Origin of the sequence: Streptococcus sanguinis, assembly GCF_020729765.1 — a bacterium.
GTDB classification, from domain to species: Bacteria; Bacillota; Bacilli; order Lactobacillales; family Streptococcaceae; genus Streptococcus; species Streptococcus sanguinis_Q.
Genome location: NZ_JAJEPD010000017.1, coordinates 72,981 through 93,613 on the forward strand (window position 1 = coordinate 72,981; position 20,633 = coordinate 93,613).

The 20,633-nt window shown below is 44.5% G+C and carries 27 protein-coding genes; 4 read left to right on the plus strand and 23 right to left on the minus strand.

All coding sequences use genetic code 11. The features are described from left to right. Window positions 1-61: 61 nt before the first annotated feature. A complete protein-coding gene (gene rplK, locus K4H96_RS01280; RefSeq protein ID WP_002894851.1) occupies window positions 62-487 on the minus strand; it encodes a 50S ribosomal protein L11 in 426 nt (141 codons plus the stop codon). 151 nt (window positions 488-638) lie between these two features. Between rplK and K4H96_RS01285 the strand changes: the two genes are divergently transcribed. After that, complete coding sequence (locus K4H96_RS01285) at window positions 639-986, plus strand: DUF3397 family protein (protein ID WP_223321463.1); 348 nt, start codon at window positions 639-641, stop codon at window positions 984-986. 110 nt (window positions 987-1,096) lie between these two features. On the opposite strand, the gene gloA2 is transcribed toward K4H96_RS01285, so the two are convergent. The 3 genes from gloA2 to K4H96_RS01300 form a co-directional block, all read right to left on the minus strand. After that, the gene (gene gloA2, locus K4H96_RS01290; RefSeq protein WP_223321462.1) at window positions 1,097-1,483 is read right to left on the minus strand and encodes an SMU1112c/YaeR family gloxylase I-like metalloprotein; all 387 of its coding nucleotides are present in this window, start codon (window positions 1,481-1,483) and stop codon (window positions 1,097-1,099) included. Between the two features lie 113 nt (window positions 1,484-1,596). Further along, on the minus strand, window positions 1,597-3,903 hold the full coding sequence (locus tag K4H96_RS01295; RefSeq protein ID WP_223337125.1) for a DNA translocase FtsK: 2,307 nt from the start codon (window positions 3,901-3,903) through the stop codon (window positions 1,597-1,599). Between the two features lie 132 nt (window positions 3,904-4,035). Beyond that, the gene (locus K4H96_RS01300) at window positions 4,036-4,218 is read right to left on the minus strand and encodes a PspC domain-containing protein (RefSeq protein WP_002899876.1); all 183 of its coding nucleotides are present in this window, start codon (window positions 4,216-4,218) and stop codon (window positions 4,036-4,038) included. A gap of 227 nt (window positions 4,219-4,445) precedes the next feature. Between K4H96_RS01300 and K4H96_RS01305 the strand changes: the two genes are divergently transcribed. From K4H96_RS01305 to K4H96_RS01315, 3 genes are read left to right on the plus strand one after another with little or no spacing between them, the layout of a single operon-like run. Beyond that, a complete protein-coding gene (locus tag K4H96_RS01305) occupies window positions 4,446-4,865 on the plus strand; it encodes an NUDIX hydrolase (RefSeq protein ID WP_223337126.1) in 420 nt (139 codons plus the stop codon). A 54-nt stretch (window positions 4,866-4,919) separates the two neighbouring features. Continuing rightward, window positions 4,920-5,738, plus strand: a complete 819-nt coding sequence (locus K4H96_RS01310) for a peptidylprolyl isomerase (RefSeq protein ID WP_002894840.1) — start codon at window positions 4,920-4,922, stop codon at window positions 5,736-5,738. A 35-nt stretch (window positions 5,739-5,773) separates the two neighbouring features. After that, window positions 5,774-6,010: a zinc-ribbon domain-containing protein gene (locus tag K4H96_RS01315; RefSeq protein WP_125338452.1), complete on the plus strand. Its 237-nt coding sequence runs from the start codon at window positions 5,774-5,776 to the stop codon at window positions 6,008-6,010. 54 nt (window positions 6,011-6,064) lie between these two features. On the opposite strand, the gene abc-f is transcribed toward K4H96_RS01315, so the two are convergent. The 19 genes from abc-f to K4H96_RS01410 all read right to left on the minus strand — a co-directional run bounded on the left by abc-f (window position 6,065) and on the right by K4H96_RS01410 (window position 20,593). Continuing rightward, window positions 6,065-7,606, minus strand: a complete 1,542-nt coding sequence (gene abc-f / locus K4H96_RS01320; RefSeq protein ID WP_223337127.1) for a ribosomal protection-like ABC-F family protein — start codon at window positions 7,604-7,606, stop codon at window positions 6,065-6,067. A 111-nt stretch (window positions 7,607-7,717) separates the two neighbouring features. Beyond that, window positions 7,718-8,026 (minus strand): DUF898 family protein, encoded by a 309-nt coding sequence (locus K4H96_RS01325; RefSeq protein ID WP_002918611.1) that lies wholly within the window; start codon window positions 8,024-8,026, stop codon window positions 7,718-7,720. Between the two features lie 13 nt (window positions 8,027-8,039). Then, the gene (locus tag K4H96_RS01330; RefSeq protein ID WP_002920681.1) at window positions 8,040-8,732 is read right to left on the minus strand and encodes a 5'-methylthioadenosine/adenosylhomocysteine nucleosidase; all 693 of its coding nucleotides are present in this window, start codon (window positions 8,730-8,732) and stop codon (window positions 8,040-8,042) included. A gap of 76 nt (window positions 8,733-8,808) precedes the next feature. Next, entirely contained in the window at window positions 8,809-9,231 is a 423-nt protein-coding gene (gene macP, locus K4H96_RS01335) for a cell wall synthase accessory phosphoprotein MacP (RefSeq protein ID WP_223337128.1), read from the minus strand. Between the two features lie 12 nt (window positions 9,232-9,243). Continuing rightward, on the minus strand, window positions 9,244-9,795 hold the full coding sequence (locus K4H96_RS01340; RefSeq protein WP_223337129.1) for an NUDIX hydrolase: 552 nt from the start codon (window positions 9,793-9,795) through the stop codon (window positions 9,244-9,246). Between the two features lie 8 nt (window positions 9,796-9,803). Continuing rightward, on the minus strand, window positions 9,804-11,183 hold the full coding sequence (glmU, locus tag K4H96_RS01345) for a bifunctional UDP-N-acetylglucosamine diphosphorylase/glucosamine-1-phosphate N-acetyltransferase GlmU (protein ID WP_223337130.1): 1,380 nt from the start codon (window positions 11,181-11,183) through the stop codon (window positions 9,804-9,806). A gap of 127 nt (window positions 11,184-11,310) precedes the next feature. Then, on the minus strand, window positions 11,311-12,105 hold the full coding sequence (locus tag K4H96_RS01350) for a hypothetical protein (protein WP_002906001.1): 795 nt from the start codon (window positions 12,103-12,105) through the stop codon (window positions 11,311-11,313). A 397-nt stretch (window positions 12,106-12,502) separates the two neighbouring features. After that, window positions 12,503-13,129 carry a PadR family transcriptional regulator gene (locus K4H96_RS01355; RefSeq protein ID WP_223337131.1) on the minus strand — a complete coding sequence of 209 codons (627 nt, stop codon included), beginning with the start codon at window positions 13,127-13,129 and terminating at the stop codon, window positions 12,503-12,505. Window positions 13,130-13,223: 94 nt separating this feature from the next. Next, the gene (locus K4H96_RS01360; RefSeq protein ID WP_061592042.1) at window positions 13,224-13,673 is read right to left on the minus strand and encodes an ASCH domain-containing protein; all 450 of its coding nucleotides are present in this window, start codon (window positions 13,671-13,673) and stop codon (window positions 13,224-13,226) included. A 50-nt stretch (window positions 13,674-13,723) separates the two neighbouring features. Then, window positions 13,724-14,071, minus strand: coding sequence for a DUF7716 domain-containing protein (locus K4H96_RS01365; protein WP_223337132.1), 348 nt, complete (start codon window positions 14,069-14,071; stop codon window positions 13,724-13,726). Next, window positions 14,068-14,811 carry a GNAT family N-acetyltransferase gene (locus tag K4H96_RS01370; RefSeq protein WP_223337133.1) on the minus strand — a complete coding sequence of 248 codons (744 nt, stop codon included), beginning with the start codon at window positions 14,809-14,811 and terminating at the stop codon, window positions 14,068-14,070. Before K4H96_RS01370 ends, K4H96_RS01365 begins: the two co-directional genes overlap by 4 nt. Then, window positions 14,808-15,788, minus strand: a complete 981-nt coding sequence (locus K4H96_RS01375; RefSeq protein WP_223337134.1) for a glycerophosphodiester phosphodiesterase family protein — start codon at window positions 15,786-15,788, stop codon at window positions 14,808-14,810. The genes K4H96_RS01370 and K4H96_RS01375 overlap by 4 nt, the downstream gene beginning before the upstream one ends. Window positions 15,789-15,797: 9 nt before the next feature. Continuing rightward, window positions 15,798-16,496, minus strand: a complete 699-nt coding sequence (locus tag K4H96_RS01380; protein WP_223337135.1) for a 3-oxoacyl-ACP reductase — start codon at window positions 16,494-16,496, stop codon at window positions 15,798-15,800. Beyond that, on the minus strand, window positions 16,489-16,725 hold the full coding sequence (locus K4H96_RS01385; protein WP_219967701.1) for a DUF2829 domain-containing protein: 237 nt from the start codon (window positions 16,723-16,725) through the stop codon (window positions 16,489-16,491). Before K4H96_RS01385 ends, K4H96_RS01380 begins: the two co-directional genes overlap by 8 nt. Window positions 16,726-16,855: 130 nt before the next feature. Next, the gene (locus K4H96_RS01390) at window positions 16,856-17,314 is read right to left on the minus strand and encodes a GNAT family N-acetyltransferase (RefSeq protein ID WP_223337137.1); all 459 of its coding nucleotides are present in this window, start codon (window positions 17,312-17,314) and stop codon (window positions 16,856-16,858) included. A gap of 15 nt (window positions 17,315-17,329) precedes the next feature. Beyond that, window positions 17,330-17,755, minus strand: a complete 426-nt coding sequence (locus K4H96_RS01395) for a GNAT family N-acetyltransferase (protein ID WP_223337143.1) — start codon at window positions 17,753-17,755, stop codon at window positions 17,330-17,332. A 63-nt stretch (window positions 17,756-17,818) separates the two neighbouring features. Then, a complete protein-coding gene (locus K4H96_RS01400; RefSeq protein ID WP_223337144.1) occupies window positions 17,819-18,829 on the minus strand; it encodes a S41 family peptidase in 1,011 nt (336 codons plus the stop codon). 50 nt (window positions 18,830-18,879) lie between these two features. Beyond that, window positions 18,880-19,149, minus strand: coding sequence for a hypothetical protein (locus tag K4H96_RS01405; RefSeq protein WP_223337145.1), 270 nt, complete (start codon window positions 19,147-19,149; stop codon window positions 18,880-18,882). A 43-nt stretch (window positions 19,150-19,192) separates the two neighbouring features. After that, on the minus strand, window positions 19,193-20,593 hold the full coding sequence (locus K4H96_RS01410) for an amino acid permease (protein ID WP_223337146.1): 1,401 nt from the start codon (window positions 20,591-20,593) through the stop codon (window positions 19,193-19,195). Between the last annotated feature and the right edge of the window lie 40 nt (window positions 20,594-20,633).

Genomic DNA, 20,633 nt, shown 5'->3' on the forward strand with positions numbered 1-20,633 from the left:
TCCCACGTCACTCGTCAATCTGATCAAGTGTAGTGCGGGCAAATGGGATGAACGTTATTGATTAGTCAACAACAGTGAATCCCATAGAACGAGCAGTACCTTCAATCATACGCATTGCAGACTCGATGTTTGCAGCGTTCAAATCTGGCATCTTAGTTTCAGCAATTTCTTGTACTTGCGCACGAGTAACTGTTGCAACTTTCGTTTTGTTTGGCTCACCAGAACCTTTTTCAACACCTGCAGCTTTCTTCAAAAGAACAGCAGCTGGTGGAGTCTTAGTCACGAAAGTGAATGATTTGTCTTCGTATACTGAGATAACAACTGGAATAATCATACCAGCTTGATCAGCTGTACGAGCGTTGAACTCCTTAGTGAATCCCATGATGTTGATACCGGCTTGACCAAGCGCAGGACCAACTGGTGGAGCTGGAGTAGCTTTACCAGCAGGGATTTGCAATTTTACAAGTTTTTCGACTTTTTTAGCCATTTTTAAATCCTCCTTTGTGGTTTTGGCGGTAAATAAAGATTTTTACCTCCCACAAGTATGCTTTTCGCATACCTTTCTATTATACACTAAACTTTGTTAAATGCAAGGAATTTTATCTTCTTTTTTGAATTTTTTGTGGTAAAATAATCTTATGACACTATTAAAGATTGCTTCGATTTTATTTATCTTTTTAACTTTGATTTTAACCACTATTACAGTGCGAGTTTTTCAATTAAGAAAATACGGTTTAAACTTTGCGGATTTGGCTTTTCCGCTTTTTGTTGTAGAATTTTATATTATTTCAGACAAGGCCTACTATCATAGCTTGCTGCCCCAGCTGACCCTGGCTCTCTCAGTTCTCTCTATCGCGATCACCATCTATTTTCTCAAGAAAAAAAGGAGCTTCTACTATCCCAAGTTTTTCAAGTTCTTCTGGCGGGCTGGATTTCTTCTGACCTTCTTCATGTACCTAGCCATGGTCATCGGTCTCTTTTTGTAATAATGTAAAACAAAACCCATCGGTTATCAGATAGCCGATGGGTTTTTCATATGTGAGATTTACAAGTCCTTCTTTTGCTGTGAAAGAAGAATCTTACGATGCTCCTAGTCTTATTCGTGAATCTCCAGAGGCAGGCCATCCGGATCAAAGAAGAAAGCCATCTTACGGCCGTCGAAGTCGTCATAGCGCAGCTCGGTATGGGGAATCTCCAAACGGTCAAATTCCACTAGCATTTCTTCGACATTTGTCACTCGGAAGGCCAGATGCCGCAAACCAGTATGTTCTGGAGAAGGAAAGGCTGGCCGCTTGGGAGCTTCTTCCTTAATAAAAATTTCCAGAGTCAGATTTCCCTTGCGGACATTAAAGAGGATATCCTGCTTGTCCGGCCGGTAGTGCTCATCCAGCTGCTCAAAGCCTAGTTTGTCCACATAAAACTCCCTGGTCTTGGCATAATCATGGCCAATAATCGCAATATGGTGAATGCTATCTAATTTCATAACTTCTTTTCCTTTCCTTGGCAATGTGTAAGTAGAGAAAATCTGCCTGCTGACTGCTGGCAGATTTGTTTTTATCAAATGATTATCTTGCTAGCAGACTAGTGAAATTAGAATTAATTTGTCTGCAAAACTTTTCTCGGCTTGGTTCCTTCGGCTGGACCGATAACGCCAGCCGCTTCGAGTTCTTCCATAAGACGAGTGGCCCGATTAAAGCCGACCGAGAGTCGCCGCTGAATCATAGAAGCGCTGGCTTTCTGAGTCTCGATAACCAAAGCCTTGGCTTCTTCAAAGAGAGGATCGCCTTCATCGTCGCCCCCGCCAGTATCCAAATCACTTTCAGATACTTCACCAGGATCAAAGCTATCGTCATAATCAGCTTCAGCTTGGTTCTTGACAAAGGCTACGATTCGTTCCACATCTTCATCCGAGATAAAGGAGCCCTGCAAACGAACCGGGTGGTTTTCATCAATAGGCTTAAAGAGCATATCCCCACGACCCAATAGTTTTTCTGCTCCATTTTCATCCAGAATGGTCCGACTGTCTGTCCCGCTTGACACAGCAAAGGCAATCCGAGAGGGTACATTGGCCTTAATCAGACCGGAGATAACATCTACAGATGGTCGCTGGGTAGCCAGAATCATGTGAATCCCAGCCGCACGCGCTTTTTGTCCCAGACGGATAATGGCGTCTTCCACTTCCTTGCTGGCCACCATCATAAGGTCAGCCAGCTCGTCCACGATGACGACGATTAAAGGCAGGGGAACCTGCTTGTATTCTGACTGAGCATTGTACTCGGCTACTTTAGCATTGTAGCCGGCAATGTTACGGGCACCGACCTTAGAAAAGAGTTCATAGCGGTTTTCCATCTCGTCTACAACCTTCTGGAGGGCACGGCTGGCCTTGCGAGGATTGGTTACGACAGGGATAAGCAAGTGGGGAATGTCATTATAAACAGACAGCTCCACCATCTTAGGATCCACCATCATAAACTTGACTTCATCCGGTCTGGCCTTCATGAGAATGCTGGCAATAATACCGTTAACAGCCACAGATTTACCAGAGCCAGTAGAGCCCGCTACCAAGAGATGGGGCATCTTAGCCAAGTCAAAGGAGCGGACAGAGCCGTTGACAGCTTTACCGAGTGGGATTTCTAGGAGCTTGCTGGCATCCGTCTTCGACTGTTCCCAAAGTTCTCGGAAAGTCACGGTCGCAACTTCAGAATTGGGCACTTCAATCCCGACCAAGGATTTTCCAGGAATCGGCGCTTCAATCCGCACATCCTTAGCAGCTAGGGCAAGAGCCAAGTCATCAGCCAGATTGGAAATCCGATTGACCCGAACACCGACAGCTGGCTTGACCTCGTACTTAGTGACGGAAGGTCCGATTTCAGCCCGCTCAACAGCAGCCTTGATGCCAAAACTAGCAAAGGTCTCTTCCAAAATCTTAATATTGTCTCGGACAATGCGCTTTTCTTTAGACTGGTTTTTAGGCTTGTCAGGCGCAAAGAGGTTGATGGTCGGCAGCTTGTAGTCCAGACTTTCCTTGGCGGTGAAGTCCACTTCTACGTCCACATCCGCGTCTGCCTCCTCCATCTCTTCTTCGCGACCAAAGTCCAGAGGCTCATGAGGGTCATACTCTCCTAGTTCCTCATAGTCTTCCTCGTCAAAATCCACAGCTGTATCTGACAAGTCCTCGTCTTCTAAAATCTCTCCTGTCTCAGGATCGACTTCAGCTTCTTCTTGCTCTACTTCAATAGCTTGCATAGCTGCCTGTGCAGCTTTTTCTTCTTGCTCAAGGAAACGGAGCTGTCGCTTTTCTTCCTGCTTCTCTCTCCAATTTTGAAAGGCTGCCATAGCCTTTTCTGAAATATCATAGATAGACCAAGGGCTCATAAGCAGACCGCCCAAAAGAATGAGCAGCAGGCCGAAGAAATAAGAACCGATATTTGAAAAAAGGAAAGAGATAGGTGCGTATAAGAGAGAACCCAGCAGGCCGCCACCCGCGAAGGAGCTGACCTTAAAGGCTGTCAGATCAGTCAAGACCCTGCCTAGAGTTGTGGATAAGACAGCAGCCCCTTCTAGCTTCAACACACTGACGAAATAAGCTTGGAAGATTAACTCCAGTCCCAAAAAGAGGCTGATAAAACCTGAAACCGTCCCCTCGTGCTTGTGCAGCCACTTGAAAAAAAAGAGATAGCCAAAGCTGGCCAGAATAGCCAGATAGGCCAAGCTTCCCACCAAGAGGCGAATCATATTATAAATAGTAACCCCAAAGGCGCCCAGCTTAATTGCTGCAAACAAAAGAATAAGAGCCAGCACAAAGGTGGCAATCATTCTCTTTATTGCTTTTTGTCTTTCTAATTCTGCTTTTGTCGGCCGGCGAGTTGTCCGGCCTTTTTTCGTGTTTTTCTTAGTTGCCATAACCCTTATTATACCATATTTGAGCCTTAGATGAGAAATCTTTTATCTAAATCAGAAGCAAAAAAAACTTATTTATCCACGCAAAAAGAACTGGACTAGCCAGTTCTCATTTCACTATCACGTAATTTCTTATTATGCCTCTGGCATAACCGCCCAGGCAATCAAGTAAGCCAAGACACCTGTACCTGCCACACAGACCAAAAGAATCCAAATAACACGAACCAAGGTTGGATCTAAATCAAAGTAGTTTGCGATACCAGCACATACACCAGCGATTTTTTTGTTGTTGACATCTCTTGTCAGTCTTTTCTCCATGGAAAACACTCCTTATTATTTTTACACTGTTTATTTTACCATAACATCTCTCAATGCACAAGTTCGCCTGCTATTGAACCCTCTCTTCAGATAAAATTTAATTACATCAAGATGAATTTGTTCACTCTACCTTACTTTTAACAAGTCCCAGCAAAACTCTTGTTCTTGTGTTAGAATATAAGTAAATTCTAATTAATTAACAGTAAAAACATATCAGGAGGAAGATAATGCGAGCCGGAGTCATTCTTTTCAATCCCCAAACCAAGCAAATACTGCTCATCCACCGCTGGAAAAATGGAGAAGAGTATTTTGTGATACCGGGCGGCGGAGCCGAGTCAGGTGAGACTGCAGTCCAAGCAGCTCAGCGAGAAATTCAGGAAGAGCTAGGTTGGAGCTTGTCTGAAAAGCAACTGCAGCCAACCTTTACTTTCAGAAATGGCCAACGCTTAGAAATCTATTTTCGTGCCACTGTCAGCTATACATCGGCCCCAATGATTCAGGGCGAGGAAGCCCTTCGCAGTCATGCCCAGAATATCTATCAACCTGAATGGCTAAACATAGAAGCAATTCGCGACCTGAACTTACGACCAGCAGGACTTAAAAATCTGCTCCAGGATTGTCTGACACAGGAGGGTTTGAAAAACTAGCCTAATTGTAGTAAAATATCAGTAGTTTACAATCTAATGTGAGAAAGGTTTTATATGAAAAAAATTCTTCTTATCAGCCTCTTATCAGGACTTGTCTTGGCTGGCTGCTCTGGTAAAGGTAAGAAAGAGGAGACTACTAGCTCCTCCAACTCATCCAGCAGTTCTTCGCTAGTGAGCTCTAGCTCTGACCCAGAGGAAACCAGCAAACTCCGTGAGCAATTCAAGGATGCCATGACCAACGAAAATGCCAATTTTCCGCAGCTATCTACAGAAGTTGCTGAAGATGAAGCGGAAGTCAAGTTGATAACGACTGAAGGCGATATCCGCATCAAGCTCTTTCCAAAACAAGCCCCACTAGCCGTTGAAAACTTCCTGACCCATGCTAAGGAAGGCTACTATGATGGCGTTTTATTCCACCGCGTTATCAATGAATTTATGATTCAGACCGGAGATCCTAAAGGCAACGGAACTGGAGGCGAGTCTATCTGGAAGGGCAAAGACAAGTCTAAAGACTCTGGAAACGGCTTTAAAAATGAGTATTCTCCATATCTCTATAATATCCGAGGCGCCCTCTCCATGGCTAATGCAGGCCCTGACACCAATGGCAGTCAGTTCTTCATTAACCAAAGCAAGAAAGATTTGACTAGCCAAATGTCTACGGATTCCTTCCCAGCTAAAATCATCGAAGCCTATAAAAACGGTGGAAATCCTACTTTAGATGGCGGAGCTTATACCGTATTTGGCCAAGTGCTGGAAGGTATGGATGTGGTCGACAAAATCGCTGCCGCAGAAACAGACGATAATGACAAGCCTAAAAAAGATATCAAAATTGAAAAAATCGAGATTATCAAGGACTATGACTTCAGCAAATAAGCTTGCTGCCCAACCAATAAAGGAGGGAAATCAATATGATTATCTGGGGATATAAAGGTTATCAGAAAAACGTAGGACAGACCCAAAGCAGTATCGAGTGTGCCAACTGCCACAATGTAGCACCTTGGGAAATTATTGAAACCGGCCGAAAGTTTACACTCTATTGGATTCCAACCTTTCCTTACGGTAGAAAACATTACCTCACCTGCCCTGTCTGTCAGCATGGTAAACAGATTGAGAAGCAGGAAATCGAGCAGTTTTTGAATTATTAGCAACAGAAAGAGACGATTCTCAATGAACCGTCTCTTTTCTTTTATTAAATTTTATCAAGTCAACTGGTTAAAATCCCAAATCTGGTCCATCCAGCCTTCATAGAAATCAGGCTCGTGGCAGACCATGAGAATGCTGCCCTTGTATTCTTTCAGAGCTCGCTTAAGCTCCTCCTTGGCATCTACATCCAGGTGGTTGGTCGGCTCGTCCAGCACTAGAACATTATTTTCTCGGTTCATGAGGAGGCAAAGACGAACCTTGGCCTGCTCCCCACCTGAAAGGACCTGGATCTGGCTCTCGATGTGCTTGGAAGTCAGGCCACATCTGGCCAGAGCCGCTCGGACTTCTGCTTGGTTAAGAGCCGGAAAGGCGTTCCAGACTGCTTCCAGCGGTGTCTGACGATTGCCGCCCTCGACTTCCTGCTCGAAATAACCCAGCTCCAGATAGTCCCCACGCTCGACCTGACCTGCAATAGGCGGGATAATCCCCAACAAACTCTTGAGCAGGGTTGTTTTTCCAATCCCATTTGCCCCGATGATAGCTACCTTCTGATTGCGCTCAAAGGTCAGATTAAGAGGCTGGGTTAGCGGTCGGTCGTAACCAATCTGTAAATCCTTGGCTTGGAAGATAAAGCGGCCAGGTGTTCGGGCAGGCTTAAAGTCAAAGGAAGGCTTAGGCTTCTCACTCTGCAGCTCAATAATATCCATCTTATCCAACTTTTTCTGGCGAGACATAGCCATATTACGGGTCGCCACGCGGGCTTTGTTGCGGGCTACAAAATCCTTGAGGTCCGCAATTTCCTTCTGCTGGCGCTCATAGGCTGCTTCCAGCTGAGATTTTTTCATCTCATAGACTTCCTGGAACTGATAGTAGTCGCCAGAATAGCGGGTCAAGTGCTGATTTTCCACATGGTAGACGATATTAATCACATCATTCAGGAAAGGAATATCATGCGAGATCAGAACAAAGGCATTTTCATAGTTCTGTAGATAACGCTTGAGCCAGTCAATATGCTCCGCATCCAGATAGTTGGTTGGCTCGTCCAAAAGCAGGATATCTGGCTTTTGCAGAAGCAGCTTAGCCAAGAGCACCTTAGTCCGCTGCCCACCAGATAGCTCCGTCACATCACTCTCCATACCGTAGTCCATGACACCTAGAGCCCGTGCGACCTCGTCAATCTTGGCATCTAGGGTATAGAAATCTCGGCTCTCCAAGCGGTCCTGCAGTTCGCCCACTTCTTCCATCAGAGCATCAACATCGGCCCCTTCCTCAGCCATGCTCATATAGATTTCATTGATACGGGCCTCCGTCTTGAAAAGCTCGTCAAAGGCTGTGCGCAAAACTTCACGGACAGATTGGCCTTGCTCCAAAACAGCATGCTGGTCCAGATAGCCAGCTGTCACATACTTGGACCACTCGACCTTGCCTTCATCCGGCAGCATTTTACCCGTCACAATACTCATAAAGGTTGACTTTCCCTCACCATTGGCACCGACTAGGCCGATATGCTCCCCCTTAAGCAGACGGAAGGATACATCCTCAAAAATAGCCCGGTCTCCGAAACCGTGGCTGAGATTTTTCACTTCTAAGATACTCATTTTTTCTCCTCTATCATTGATTGCAGTTCCTTGATTATACCATCAAAAGGGATTTTTTGGCAAGATAGAATAAAAGGAAAAGCGAGCCACTTAAGTCTCGCTTGCTTATTCTCAATTCGCATGATGCGTATGCTTGGTAATCCACTGGGTCAGCTTGATTTTCAGCCAAAAGCCATAAATACCACAGGTAACAATGGTCAATAGCCACCACTTGATCCAATTCCCAAAAAGCTGCATAGCAGTACCGTCAAAGTAAAGACGGTGCCCGTCAATAACTGTATGTTTTATCTTCCAATTATACAGAATACACATGCCCCAAGGCGCACAAATTCCCAGCGTAAATACTGTAATCAAGGTAGCTAAAATCACATGACCGATGTAAGAAAAGAGACCACCATCAAAATAAGACTCTTTGTACATACTATCTCTCCCTTTAAACCAACTCTTTCAGAAATTGAATCAGGGTTTCTGCAGAGCGTTTACCAGCTTCAAGAATGAATTCATCAAAAGTAACATTAGCATCATGGCTAGCTGTGTCGCTCATGGCGCGAATAACCATAAAGGGCAGGCCAATCGAATGTGTAGCTTGAGCAATAGCTGCCCCTTCCATCTCGACAGCAAGGACATCTGGGAAATGCTCCTTGATGCGGTCAATCTTGTCTTGACCTGCAACAAAGCTGTCACCTGTCGCAATCAACCCTACTCTGGCCTTCTGATGAGTCTTGTCTAAAATTTTCTTCATTTCAGCAACCAGATAGCGACTCGCTTCAAAATAGAGTGGCTGTCGTGCCATCTGACCGTAGTCATAGCCAAAGGCTGTTACGTCCACATCATGGTAGACCAGACGATCTGCGACCACCACATCGCCGATAGCCAGACCTTCTGCCACTGCTCCAGCTGAGCCCGTATTAATCACGGCTGTGACCTTAAAATCATTGACCAAAACAGCCACACTCATAGCGGACATGACCTTGCCAATCCCGCTTTCGACCAACACCACTTCATGGTAGCCGATGGAGCCCGTATGATAGACATGACCCAAACGCAGGTGCTTCTGCGGGTTTTCTAAATGCTCCAGCAGAATCTTCAACTCCTCAGGCATGGCTGCGATAATTCCAATTTTCATATAATACCTCAAATCATCTGATGAAAAAGAAGCTTAGACAGGCTAGGCTTCCTTTTAAGTGCAATAGAGCAGGTTTTTAAGGCCACCAAATAATAGCAGCAATCAAACCAATCAGCAGGATAACTACCCAAAGGAGAATCTTATTGAGTTTGGCTTGAAAGAGGCTCCGCTTTTGGTTTTCAATCCGACGGCTCTTGGTCACGGTCGGATCTACCTCAATGTGCAGAGTCTCATCCGTAAACTCCTCTTGGTTTGGAGCAGTCTGATAGCCAAAACGACTCTGATTCTGTTGAGACCGAGCTTCTTCATAACCAAAGCGGTTTTGAGGGCTTTGATAACCAAACTGAGTATCCTGTCGGCTAGACTGCTGCGAGCTAAAGGAGCTTCTGCCAGTTGAAAGAATCTTGGTTTCCTCGTCATCCATGAGAGGCGGCCCCGAAATATCCTCACCGCGGTTGGCCCGCTCAATGATTTCATCTGTTAATAAAGCTTTTCCCATTGATCTACGTTCCTATTTATTCAGATTTTTTTGTTGCCAGTACTGAAGGGCCATGATGGTCTTGGCATCGCAGATGTCACCGTTTTGCAGCAACTGATGCGCCTCCTCCAGACTGACTTCAAAAAGTTCCAATGTTTCATCCTCGTCTTGGGGGCGAGGGTTTTCGACCTTTGTCAAATAGCTTGCGCTGTAGAGCTTGATTTTTTCATTGCAAAAACCGATAGCAGAGTAGAAATCATAGACCAACTCCAGCTGTCCAGTGTAGCCGGTCTCTTCTTCTAATTCTCGGAGGGCAGCCGCTTGGGGATCTGCATTCTCTCCTAGCTCAAGCTTACCAGCTGGAATCTCATAAGAAGTCGCTTCAATTGCCTTGCGGTACTGCTTGACTAAAATCATCTTATTTTCTGGGGTGATAGCAATTACAGCCACCGCCCCATTATGAAAAATCAAATCCCGTTGGGCTTGCCCCTTGCCCTCTGGCAACTCTACCTGATCCTGAACCACTTTAAAAATCGGTCCCTGATAAATTTCCGTCCGTTGGACGGTTTTTTCTTCAAATTCCATGACTAAACCTACTTATTTTGAGGGTGATGAGGAAGACGCTTAGCATAATCTTCCTTGTTAATCTGACGGCCACGTCCCAGAGCAATGGCATCTGCTGGCACGTCCTTCGTGATGGTAGAACCCGCACCGACCAGTGAATTATCACCCAGCTCAACTGGGGCAATAATAGTCGAGTTGGAACCGACAAAGACATTGTCACCAATGATAGTCTTGTACTTCTTCTGACCATCATAATTAACTGTAATCGTACCCGCACCAAAGTTGACATTAGCACCAACTTCAGAGTTTCCAATGTAGGTCAAATGACCAGCCTTGGTATTTTCGCCAATTGACGATCCTTTAACTTCTACAAAGTTGCCGACATGGACATCCTTGGCCAGACTAGAACCTGGACGAATATGAGCGTAAGGTCCGACCGTCACTCCATCCGCAACACTTGACTCCTCAATCATGGAGTTGGTAATGACAGTCCGTTCTCCAATGACAGAGTCCACAATATAAGTACCATTGGTCAGGATAGTCTCTGCCCCAATCTTGGTCTGACCTTTCAGGGTCACATTTGCTTCAACTTGAACCTCTGGCGCAATTTCTACATCCACATCAATATAGGTCGCATGAGGATTGACAAAGCTGACACCATTGACCATATGCTGCTGGTTAATCCGACAGCGCATTACACTCTCAGCTGTAGCAAGAGCCACACGGTCATTAACCCCCAGACTCTCATCAAAGTCTTTCAGCGTATAAGCGCCGACTTTTTCACCATTTTCGCGGAAAATACTAATCACATCTGTGATATAGTATTCGCCTTGTGCATTATTGGTATTGATATTTTTGAGGGCTTCAAAGAGACGAGCATTGTCAAAGACGTAAGTTCCTGTATTGATTTCCTTGATTTGCTGTTCAAAATCAGAAGCATCTTTCTGCTCAACAATTTTCAAAACTTCGTCGTGCTGGTTGCGAACGATACGGCCATAGCCGAAAGGATTATCTGCTTCTGCTGTCAGGATAGTCGCAACATTCTTGTGGTTGATATGGAAGTCAATCAGATTTTTCAGGCTTTCTCCTGTAATCAGGGGAGTGTCGCCAGCAATGACCAGCGTCTGACCAGTCAGATTTTCCAAAACAGGCTCTGCCATCATAACGGCATGACCCGTTCCCAACTGCTCCGTCTGACGGACAAAGTCTGTCTGACCTGCTAAGACTTGCTCGACTAGCTCTGCCTTGTGCCCAACAACTGTCACGGTCTTCTCTGGATTAATGGCATTGACACTGCGGAATACATGTTCCAACATGGAAATTCCTGCAACCTTATGCAGCACTTTTGGTAAATCTGACTTCATGCGAGTACCCTTACCCGCAGCCAAAATAATCGCGTAATTTGTCATCAATTATCTCTTTTCTGTAGGATATCACCTTTATTATATCACTAAAAGGTAATTTTTAAAAATTTAAAATCAAGCCATCCCCTTAAAAATCTGCAACGAAAAAACTTTTGCACAAAAAAATCAGCCTTTAAACAGCTGATTTTGCTTCTTTTTCTTTGATTTTCTTTGGAAGATGGACTTTCGCCTTGCCATAGTCCTTGAAGACTGCCCTCTGCTTGAAGTAAATCAATTCTCCATCTAAGGCTGTATCTTCATCCAAATCCATGGTCATATCAATAGAGCGAATGGTCCGAGTCTTAGGGTCAACCACAAAGGCAACCTGACACTTCTCAATATCAATGGTCGTATCATAATGCTCATCATTATAAGCATAGTAGAAGGCATCGATAAGGTCATAGGCCAAATCACCTTCTGCTGTCACCGAAAACTCATAGCCCCCGTCCACTTTTTTCTTAGTCAGTTCTGACTCATTATCTACCATGACCTGCAGCAAAGCCTTAAAGGAGGACATGCCCGAATAGCCATCAATATGTTTCCGTGACTCAGTGTCATCAATGGTCTCAAATCCATCCTTTTCTTCCAAGTACATCCGATCTTCGCTGAAATAATGGGTCAGTTCTTGATCATCATAGGTTTCGTAAAGCTTAGCTAAATAAGGTGAATCTGAGACAGTCAGCTGTTTAACCGTCTTGGCTTTTCTTTTTTTGTAGCCTTCTAGATAGGTCGACTCAGACAGCCGATCCATGTAGAAACTATCATGATCGAATTTTTTCAAAGATGCATCCACTACAGCCGATAGCTTAAAGCGGGATTCAAGAGCTTCTGCGATTCCTCCAGGCTTAAAGTAAGTATAGAGAAAGGTTCCGCCAATCAGTACAAAGCAGACACAGCCGTAAATGATAAAAAAATGAACCTTCTTCAAAATCAATCCTCCTAGAAGCTTTCTGTCGTTTTATAGCTTTTATTATAAGCTTTTTTGGACCTATTTTCAATCTTTTTCAGAAACGGTCTTTGAAGACTGGTAGAAAAATTAGTTTATTTAGCCTTATGGATTTATATAGATTACAGGCTTTAATCAATTTCTGTCTTCCCATTAAGATTTTCTTCTTTATTGGCCACTCGCTCCATCCAGACAAATTCTTTAAATCCTTTTTCAGAAGCTAACCGGCAATCCCTTGGTGCCGATAAGCCGCATCTACAAATACATACTCGATATATCCTATAGCGGAAGAAAAGCTAATTGGTTTTTCAAACTCTCAAAGTCATTGCCAAATGTATCTACAAGGCAAGTATCCACTGCTTTTCGAATACTTAGTATCTCAGCCCTCTTTCTCATTTTCAGCCAACTGCTGGCGAAGCTTGGTAAACCAGTCCAACTGAAAGCGGGCCGAATCCAGCCCAAATTCGAGCGTCTTCATTTCAAAATAGCCAATTTGGGAAATACTTTCAGTTAAATCAGCCGCCTGACTGGTCTCTATCAGCTCTGTAGCCAGATGGCTGTTCTGCTCTAGATAGGCTTTTACCTTTTCCTGCTCCTCCGTAAAACGAATCGCGGCTTTGACAGCTTCAAACTCTTGGACTTCAATTTCCAGTCCCTCAATGGTCAAATCCAGCATCTGAAGCTGCTCTTTCTTGGGCAGATAACCCATAAAGAGGAATTTCCCCAAGTCCATGTTCTTGTTCTTGCTCATGTCAATAGGCGTTTTAAGCCACTCCAAAAACAAGATTCGTCCCGAAGCGGTAATGGCATATTCCTTTTTCATTTTTCCTTTTTCTACGTACTCCGAATAAGTCACTGCTCCTTGCTGGGACAGTTTTTTTAAGGCTGCTTGGATACTTCCTAGACTGTCGCTGCACATAGAGCTGAAATTTTGCCGCATCACCTGACGAATTTCATAAACTGTAAAATGCTTTATCATGAGTAAGCCTAAAATTAATTTGTCCATTTCTCCTCCAAATCACGATTTCTTTATATACCTAATAGTAACACTTTTGTTTCGATTTATCAAGAATAAACAAAAAGCCTATTCAAAAATAGACTTAAGCTTGTTCCAGCGGATAGACCTTGCGAAATTCTTCTAGGACGACACCCGTTTCTTGGGAAAATTCCAAACCAGCTTCTGCCAGACACTCTGTGAAAAATGCCTCATGGACTTGTTGCCAGTAGGCCAAGGATTTATCTCCCTCTCCTTCCTTAAAGGCGTGTTCGGCTGAAACCTCATTAAAAGGTAGCACAGAGACTTTGGTGATTTCAATGATACAGACTGCCCTATCCTGACTGTCTAAAATGACATCAAAGCTTCCTGCCTGCGGCAAGGGCTCATTTTCAAGCTTATAGAGCTCATAGGCCGAAGCCGTCACTGTCTTTTCACCACGAAGCACTAAGTCGGCAAGCTCATCTGCCAAGGCACCAAAGGCCCAGGCGTCAATCTCATCGCCAATCTCTGGATTGATTTTCTTGTATGCCAGCCACATTTCTTTTTGGGTCATCATTTCTCCTGTCTTTCTAAAATGAAAATTATTGTTAATAAAAAATCTTCCTACAAAACTGTATCTTTATCAAAATCCATAAAGTCATCATGCTCATAATAGTAAAGCAGAGCCTGTATACACTCTTCATCAGTCGCTTCTGCTTTCTGCTCCATGACAGACAAGAGAACATCCGCAAAATCTTCACCGTAATAAATCAGCTCCAGTTCTTGCACTCTTACCTGACTAGGGTAAACATCCCTATTATCCACCACTTGAGGATAATCAGCAAGCAAGTAGCTGTCTTGAAGATTTAGCTCTCTATCACCCTTACCGTATAAACAGAAATTATCCCCTAGCTCTTCTGATCTTACAGCTTCAATGATGTCTTTTAAGAAATGGGTTTGGTTTTTCTTCATTGGTAAAAAGTCCCTTTCCATTCATAAGCCGGATAAGCTCCTAGGCACTGATAGCCCAAGCTTTCTGCGACCTTCTTGGAAGCTTCATTGTGCGCATCCCAGAGAGGAAAGAGTGAGCGTTTTTGAGCTTCTAAAATCATCTGGGCACCCAAGATTTTGGCTAAGCCCTGTCTTTGGTAGGCTGGCTTGGTAGCAATTTCAATCTCAAGAGCTCCATGATAGACCAATCCTGTTGATACAGCAGCGATGATTTCCTCTCCTGAATAGAGTAAAAAGCCAAAGCCACCCGCCGCTTGAAAATGGTCAAAATCGGAAAAATCACCCTGCAAATCCTGAGACCAGGCTTCCTCAGCCAAACGCTCATAACTCTCCGTATCAATCGGACAAAGGTAGTAGTTTGCAGGTAGCCTGCTCTGCCATTTCTCCAAAGCCTCTGTGTCAAAGGCAACCTTGTCCACAAAAGCATAACGAGTAAACTGGCCCAGCTCACTCTGACTATCCAGAAACTCCTGCCAGCTGGACTCCTCGGAGATAATGACCTTGTCAGCTAAACTATATTTTTCGCTAAATTCCTGCCAAAAATCCGGATCCATCTGACCAGCCGGAAAGAGGAAATTCCCTAGTTGGTAAAGGCAGGATGTCTCAGGCGTATTCATGAAGAACTGCCCTAGGCCAGCATCCAAACCGTAAATTACCATATTTTTAGTCCAGGATTGGAAAAAAGTATTCTTTACCTTCATTCTTTGTCTTCTTTCAGATGCAGTTCATTGATTTTATTCGTCCAGATATAGCCGTCAAAGCCCTCTGTGATATCTTTTAGACTATGGATATGATCGAAACCTTCTGATAAGTCGCTGCCTCCAGCCGTTAGCTCAACCCTTGTATTGACTGCTTCCATTCTTTCCATAAATTTATTTGGCCACCCCCATAAGAATTTGGCATATTTCAAGGGAATGCGCAGCTCTGCATTTTTCATTTCCTCAGGGATATAGCCAGTAAAGCCCAATAGTTCATATTGGATAAGAGCATTAAGCATGCGCTTTTTGGACAAGAGCTTGAGACTGCTGCTTTGACTGCGCAACCACTGAACTCCTTCCTCGCTTGCCCCGCAAACACTGAGTTGGTCTAACCTTTTGGGCGAGAGAGTTTTTAGTTTTTGCCACAAGACCTTATAGGTTTCTAATTTCCCGTCTTTGACCTCAATCACAAACTCCTTGTCGGGAAAAGACTCAAAAACCTCATCTATTGTCGGCATCTGACCGACTCCTTTTCCTCTAAAAGGATAGGTTTTTCCGCCATCAGCCGTATAACCGTAACCGATATCCATCTTTTTGAGTTCAGCCATCGTGTAGTCCTGAATTTCTCCCTTAATGCCAGTTTTGAATTCCAGAGTTGCATCATGAAAGACTGCCAGTTGCTTGTCTTTGGACAATTTTACATCAAACTCCACTGCATCCGCTCCTAGGTCAAAAGCCGCCTGCATTGAAGAAATGGTGTTCTCAAGATAGGGATGTGTAGGAGGGTCAATCATGGCTGCCGTATTGCTGTCCCAGTCCGCTTTAGACTCATCAAAGGTCTGCGCAAGCCCTCGATGGGCTAAGATTTTATATTCCTTCCCATCTTTATTAGAAAAGAGGCTTGTATTGTTTAACCAGATAAGAAATAGCAGAGCTAGACAAACCAGATAAATCTTTTTGTGTTTTTCCCATTTAAACATTTTATTTCCTTACTTCAAACTCCAGCCGCCGTCGATTTTGATAATCTCGCCCTGCATAGCAGCTGCCTTACCACTGGCTAGAAAGAGGCTGATGTCTGCCACTTCCTGAGGATCCAGCCAGCGCTTGATCGGCGTTTCCTCAGCAACCCAGTCTGCCAGTCCGCCTGGCTCAAAATCTGCGGCATTCATAGCTGTCTTGACAGCACCCGGCGCCAGACCAAACACTTGGATATTTTTATCCGCATAATCCAAGGCTATCTGCTTGGTCAGGCCAGCCAGAGCATGCTTAGAAGCTGTATAGGCAGCACCGCCGCCGCCAGCCAGAAAGCTAGCAATCGAGCACATATTAATGATGATACCAGACTTTTTCTCCAGCATTTTCTGCAGGTAAAAGCGAGTGATTTTCATGGTAGCGGTCAGATTGAGCGCAAAAATCTGTTCCCAGTCCTCATCGCTGGTCTCGTGCAGGGGACGATAATCGTCCAAAATACCTGCTGTATTACAGAGAATGTCCACCTCAGGAAAGCTAGTGAAGAGTGGTATCAAATCACCTGTCAAATCCATCTTGACAAAACGAAGCTCATTGAGAAAGCCAGGGTTTTCATCCTTGTCCACCCCGTAAACCCGATAGCCATTTTCCAAAAAGGTCAGAGCCTGAGCTCGGCCGATGCCAGAGCTAGCTCCCGTCACCAGCACCGTCTTAGTCATCTACTTCCACCCAATCTGTCGCGAGGACATCACAAGGAGTCGGACTCCACATGGAGAAGCCCTCCCCCTCACCAGAAACATTGATGAGGAAATAAGGTGTCACCTCGAGAGCCACCCCATTCTGCTCAATCGTGTCAAAGAGCTGGACGTAGTTCTCTGCCCCACCCCAACCTATACGCACATATTTTTTCTTGGCCTTAAGGCCTGGTAAAATTTCTTCAAATGTCATGGTTTTCTCCTTTTGTTTATTGGTAATCTTTGACAAATTCCCTACTAGCCGCCAGTAGTCATAAATATATTGGACGACTTTTGCTTGACTGTCAACAATTTTATCTGCTGCTTTGCAATAAAGTCTAAAATTAGGTGTTTTTCTCCATCTCCACAAAGAGATGAATATCGCCATTGCTTTCCTGCGGGATGCGCCTCACCACTTCAAAGCCCATGTTGAGATAAAGCTGTTGGGCTCGGTGATTGAAATCAGCCACGGATAGACTTATGACTCGGGGCGCAAAATTTTCCATAATAAAGTCCAGAATTTCCTGCAAAAATACAGCGCCCTGACCTTTTCCGCAGTGCTCCGGCTTCATCCCCAAACCAAGCTCCAAAGTTCGCTCTCCTCTCTGCTCCAAGCAGAAAAATCCATAGAGTTTCCCTTCTCTCAGGACTTGATAATAACGGTCCCCACGCGCTTCTGGGGAGACCATTTCTTCATAATCCTCCAAGTCATTTTTCATGTCATAAAAGTCATAAGGTACCTCATAATGCCAGTCCTTAGCAATTTCCAAAGCATGATGCTGGGTTAGTGGTTCAATCATCATCTACTCCTCCTTTCTCTAAAATCCCCAATAAAATCGTTTTTGGTCTGCTTTTTCGCTGCAACCAAGGCTGTGGTAAAATTCATGGGCTGATGAGCGGGAAATGCCTGAATTAATCCGAATTCCTGTGTAGCCTGCTGCTTTTCCCTCTTCACGCAAAGCTTGCATCAGCGCTCTGCCATGTCCCTGCCCTTGAAAATCCTGAGCGACGGCCAAAGCCAAGAGATTGAGCAAGGACGGGAAATAGAGACAGTCGTAGCTAGCCGCATGAGCGTAACCTATGACCTGACCGTCTTCTTCAGCTACCAAAATCAAATGTTGGTCATTCTCTAGCAGCCTCTTCAGTTGAGCCTCCGTCGCTTCCCTATCGAAGTCATAGCCCAGACACTCAGCATTGAGCCGCTGAATGGCTGCAGCATCTCTTAGTTTTACTTTACGAATCATTTGTCACCTCGTTCTTCTCTTTATTATAGCAGAAAAGCAGTCTCTTTGACTGCTTTCAATGAACTATTCTCCTATCTGTCCCTTCAACCAAGACTCCGCCTCTTCTAAAGGCTGGTCTGTTAGGACTTCGGGCTGAATTGCCTCATTCTCATAAAGCTTGCCCGTGCGATCTAGGATACTCGAGGTAGTCAAGAGCAAAACCGCTCCATCATACAGTTGATAATAATTATTTCCCGTAGTATAGCTTGCCGTTGGCTGACCAAATATTTTAACGTTTTCCAGTCCCTTAAAAGCTAAAACAGTCATTTCTCCTGAGCTTCCTGTACGTTCATTGGTAAGGACGGCTACTGGCACTTTCTTTGCTTTCTCATCAGTCTGCTCCAGACCAAGCTGCTTCAGAATATCTGATCGAGAAACCGCGCTCTTGCTTCCATTTTTTTCAACGAATTGGAAGAGATCTTCATCAGGCAAAAGAGAGGACAGGCCCGCAATCATCGGATACATATTCCCGCCGGTATTATCTATCAAATCCACTACAACCGCCTGATAGTCACCCTTTTTAAGAGCTGCTGATAGCTTGTTGGCATAAGCCTTCGCTGCCTGTGCGTCACCAGTGAAAGCAGGAACTTTTAAATAGAGAATCCCCTCCCGATTCTGCACTTCGGGCTGATTTTTGCTTTCCGGACTATTTTCGGGATTATCCTGTGGACTTAAAAAATAAGAATGCTTTCCGCCAGCCTCTTTGGTTAATTCTTCCAAGACGGGATAGGTATCTTGATAAGTCTTGGCTGATTCAAGCTTCTCCAAGGCTTTCTTTTTCTCATTTTCCCAATCTTTGTCCGTATAAAGACCGAAATCAAGCTTTTTCACAACCGAGCGAGCGTAGTCCTGCGGACTAGGTGGAAAAAGAAAAATGCCGTAGTCTGGACCAAAGTAGGCCAGAAAACCTATTAAAAGAGCAAGCAAAACCAGTACTGTCCCCAAGCAACCTAAAAGGACTTTTTTCATAATCGCACAACCTTTCTTGTGAGGATTTCTGAGCTGATTATAGCAAAATAGAGACACGTTTTCCATGTCTCTACCTTACATTTTTGTAAGATTATTTCATTTACATCTACAAAAGCTTATTTCCATCTCTCACTCTTGGAACATGCAATCATCAAACCAGACCCCACTAGAACTGCCAGAATAAGGAGACAGATATTTTTCAGTGGATAGAGCCAGTCTTTATTTTCCTCATGCCACCTTGACTTCCAAAGCCCGACATAATCAGCATGCATATCTTCGGGCTGGTTCAGCTGGACATTGATCACAATCGCTAGTAAGATCAAAGCGATAAAAGCAAGGGCAAAGAGCCAGATTTTTTTCTTTTGGGTTAGATTAAGTTTTTTCATACTTTTCTACTTCTACTTTCTGCTTAATAGCAATACTCTATCCCTACTTCTCTTTTACAGCGATTTCTGAGTTTCTATAGCCATAGAAGGCATAGATGAGAATTCCCAGCGCTAGGGCAATTCCAAAGGCTTGCCAGGTTTCCTTGGTATACTGGGTCATGAAGGACAGGCAGATGATAATGGACAAAATCGGTGTCAGAGGTACTAGAGGCGTTTTAAATTCTCCCGCTTTGGGCATTCCTTGATCTTTCCGCAATTTCAAGACAGCCAGTGCCAATAAAATCAGATAGGCCAAGGTACAGATATTGAGGAAAGAAGCGATGCTAGCCAAGGGGAAGATACCGGCACAGACAGCTGAGGCAATCCCTACCAGAATCGTTGCATTCTTTGGAACCCGACTGGTCTCTGTCAATTTCTTGAAAGAGCGGGGCAAGAGACCATCACGCGCAATACTGTAAATCATCCGCGACAGAGCATAGGTCATGGAGATACAGACCGTAATCAGAGTCAAAATAGCGACGACAGAGATATAGTTAGCCGCCCAGCCAAGTCCGACGCTGCGCAAAGCAAAGGCTACCGCATCTGAGACATCCAGCTTGCTATAGTGGACAACTCCAGTCAAGACCAAGGTCACCAAAATATAGAGAATGGTCACAATGCTCAAAGATAAGACGATTCCACGCGGAACGTTCTTTTGAGGCTCCTTGATTTCATCAACCGCCATGGAAATGGACTCAAAGCCTAGAAAGGCAAAGAACATGAGTGAAGCCCCGGCCATGATGCCGACCTTACCGCCATAAATTTCTCCGAAGCCAAAAGGTGAAAAGTTAGACCAATTTTCTGGTTTGATGAAGAAAAAACCTGCAATGATAAAGAGTGCCAAGGCTGAGAATTTCAAGACCACCAAGGCTGAGTTGAAGCGCAGGGCTGCCTTTGAGTTCAAAAGGACAACCCCTGTAACAAAGACCAAGACCAGAATGGGCAGCAAGTCCACATAAGTACCTGCTTTTGGATTGAAGGTGCCATTCAGAGCTGCCGGCAGCTGGATACCAAAGCCGCTAAGCAAGCCCTTCAGATAAGAGCCCCAGCCAGAGGCAACACCTGAAATAGCGGTCATGAACTCCATGATGGTCAGCCAGCCAGCCAGCCAAGCAGGAAATTCTCCCAGAACCGCATAAATATAACTATAGGCTCCGCCATTGGCCGGGATCCGTGAAGCAAACTCAGCGTAAAAAAGAGCTGAAATACTCACACAAAGAGCTGAAATGACAATCGAAACTGTCAGAGCAGGCCCAGCATATTTGGCCGCTCCAGTCCCTGTGATGGTAAAAATCCCAGTTCCTACCATGGCACCAATACCAAGCAAAATCAGATCAGGAATTTTCAAATGACGGCGCATGCCCGTTCTATCCTTGCTGGCATCTTTTTTTCTAAAAATATTCATCTATTTTTACTCTCCTAATTGCATTAACGCCCTATTTTAT

What these genes read in the sequence shown, in the direction of transcription:
- K4H96_RS01330 (WP_002920681.1), bottom strand. Translation starts at nt 8,732, where the DNA reads ATGAAAATTGGAATTATCGCAGCCATGCCTGAGGAGTTGAAGATTCTG.
- abc-f (WP_223337127.1), bottom strand. Translation starts at nt 7,606, where the DNA reads ATGAGTATCTTAGAAGTGAAAAATCTCAGCCACGGTTTCGGAGACCGG.
- K4H96_RS01410 (WP_223337146.1), bottom strand. Translation starts at nt 20,593, where the DNA reads ATGAATATTTTTAGAAAAAAAGATGCCAGCAAGGATAGAACGGGCATG.
- glmU (WP_223337130.1), bottom strand. Translation starts at nt 11,183, where the DNA reads ATGACAAATTACGCGATTATTTTGGCTGCGGGTAAGGGTACTCGCATG.
- K4H96_RS01325 (WP_002918611.1), bottom strand. Translation starts at nt 8,026, where the DNA reads ATGTACAAAGAGTCTTATTTTGATGGTGGTCTCTTTTCTTACATCGGT.
- K4H96_RS01400 (WP_223337144.1), bottom strand. Translation starts at nt 18,829, where the DNA reads ATGGAAAACGTGTCTCTATTTTGCTATAATCAGCTCAGAAATCCTCAC.
- K4H96_RS01360 (WP_061592042.1), bottom strand. Translation starts at nt 13,673, where the DNA reads ATGACCCAAAAAGAAATGTGGCTGGCATACAAGAAAATCAATCCAGAG.
- K4H96_RS01380 (WP_223337135.1), bottom strand. Translation starts at nt 16,496, where the DNA reads ATGACTAAGACGGTGCTGGTGACGGGAGCTAGCTCTGGCATCGGCCGA.
- K4H96_RS01305 (WP_223337126.1), top strand. Translation starts at nt 4,446, where the DNA reads ATGCGAGCCGGAGTCATTCTTTTCAATCCCCAAACCAAGCAAATACTG.
- K4H96_RS01390 (WP_223337137.1), bottom strand. Translation starts at nt 17,314, where the DNA reads ATGATGATTGAACCACTAACCCAGCATCATGCTTTGGAAATTGCTAAG.
- macP (WP_223337128.1), bottom strand. Translation starts at nt 9,231, where the DNA reads ATGGGAAAAGCTTTATTAACAGATGAAATCATTGAGCGGGCCAACCGC.
- K4H96_RS01395 (WP_223337143.1), bottom strand. Translation starts at nt 17,755, where the DNA reads ATGATTCGTAAAGTAAAACTAAGAGATGCTGCAGCCATTCAGCGGCTC.
- K4H96_RS01365 (WP_223337132.1), bottom strand. Translation starts at nt 14,071, where the DNA reads ATGAAGAAAAACCAAACCCATTTCTTAAAAGACATCATTGAAGCTGTA.
- K4H96_RS01315 (WP_125338452.1), top strand. Translation starts at nt 5,774, where the DNA reads ATGATTATCTGGGGATATAAAGGTTATCAGAAAAACGTAGGACAGACC.
- K4H96_RS01375 (WP_223337134.1), bottom strand. Translation starts at nt 15,788, where the DNA reads ATGTTTAAATGGGAAAAACACAAAAAGATTTATCTGGTTTGTCTAGCT.
- K4H96_RS01340 (WP_223337129.1), bottom strand. Translation starts at nt 9,795, where the DNA reads ATGGAATTTGAAGAAAAAACCGTCCAACGGACGGAAATTTATCAGGGA.
- K4H96_RS01405 (WP_223337145.1), bottom strand. Translation starts at nt 19,149, where the DNA reads ATGAAAAAACTTAATCTAACCCAAAAGAAAAAAATCTGGCTCTTTGCC.
- K4H96_RS01300 (WP_002899876.1), bottom strand. Translation starts at nt 4,218, where the DNA reads ATGGAGAAAAGACTGACAAGAGATGTCAACAACAAAAAAATCGCTGGT.
- K4H96_RS01355 (WP_223337131.1), bottom strand. Translation starts at nt 13,129, where the DNA reads ATGGACAAATTAATTTTAGGCTTACTCATGATAAAGCATTTTACAGTT.
- K4H96_RS01295 (WP_223337125.1), bottom strand. Translation starts at nt 3,903, where the DNA reads ATGGCAACTAAGAAAAACACGAAAAAAGGCCGGACAACTCGCCGGCCG.
- K4H96_RS01310 (WP_002894840.1), top strand. Translation starts at nt 4,920, where the DNA reads ATGAAAAAAATTCTTCTTATCAGCCTCTTATCAGGACTTGTCTTGGCT.
- K4H96_RS01385 (WP_219967701.1), bottom strand. Translation starts at nt 16,725, where the DNA reads ATGACATTTGAAGAAATTTTACCAGGCCTTAAGGCCAAGAAAAAATAT.
- K4H96_RS01285 (WP_223321463.1), top strand. Translation starts at nt 639, where the DNA reads ATGACACTATTAAAGATTGCTTCGATTTTATTTATCTTTTTAACTTTG.
- K4H96_RS01370 (WP_223337133.1), bottom strand. Translation starts at nt 14,811, where the DNA reads ATGAAGGTAAAGAATACTTTTTTCCAATCCTGGACTAAAAATATGGTA.
- gloA2 (WP_223321462.1), bottom strand. Translation starts at nt 1,483, where the DNA reads ATGAAATTAGATAGCATTCACCATATTGCGATTATTGGCCATGATTAT.
- rplK (WP_002894851.1), bottom strand. Translation starts at nt 487, where the DNA reads ATGGCTAAAAAAGTCGAAAAACTTGTAAAATTGCAAATCCCTGCTGGT.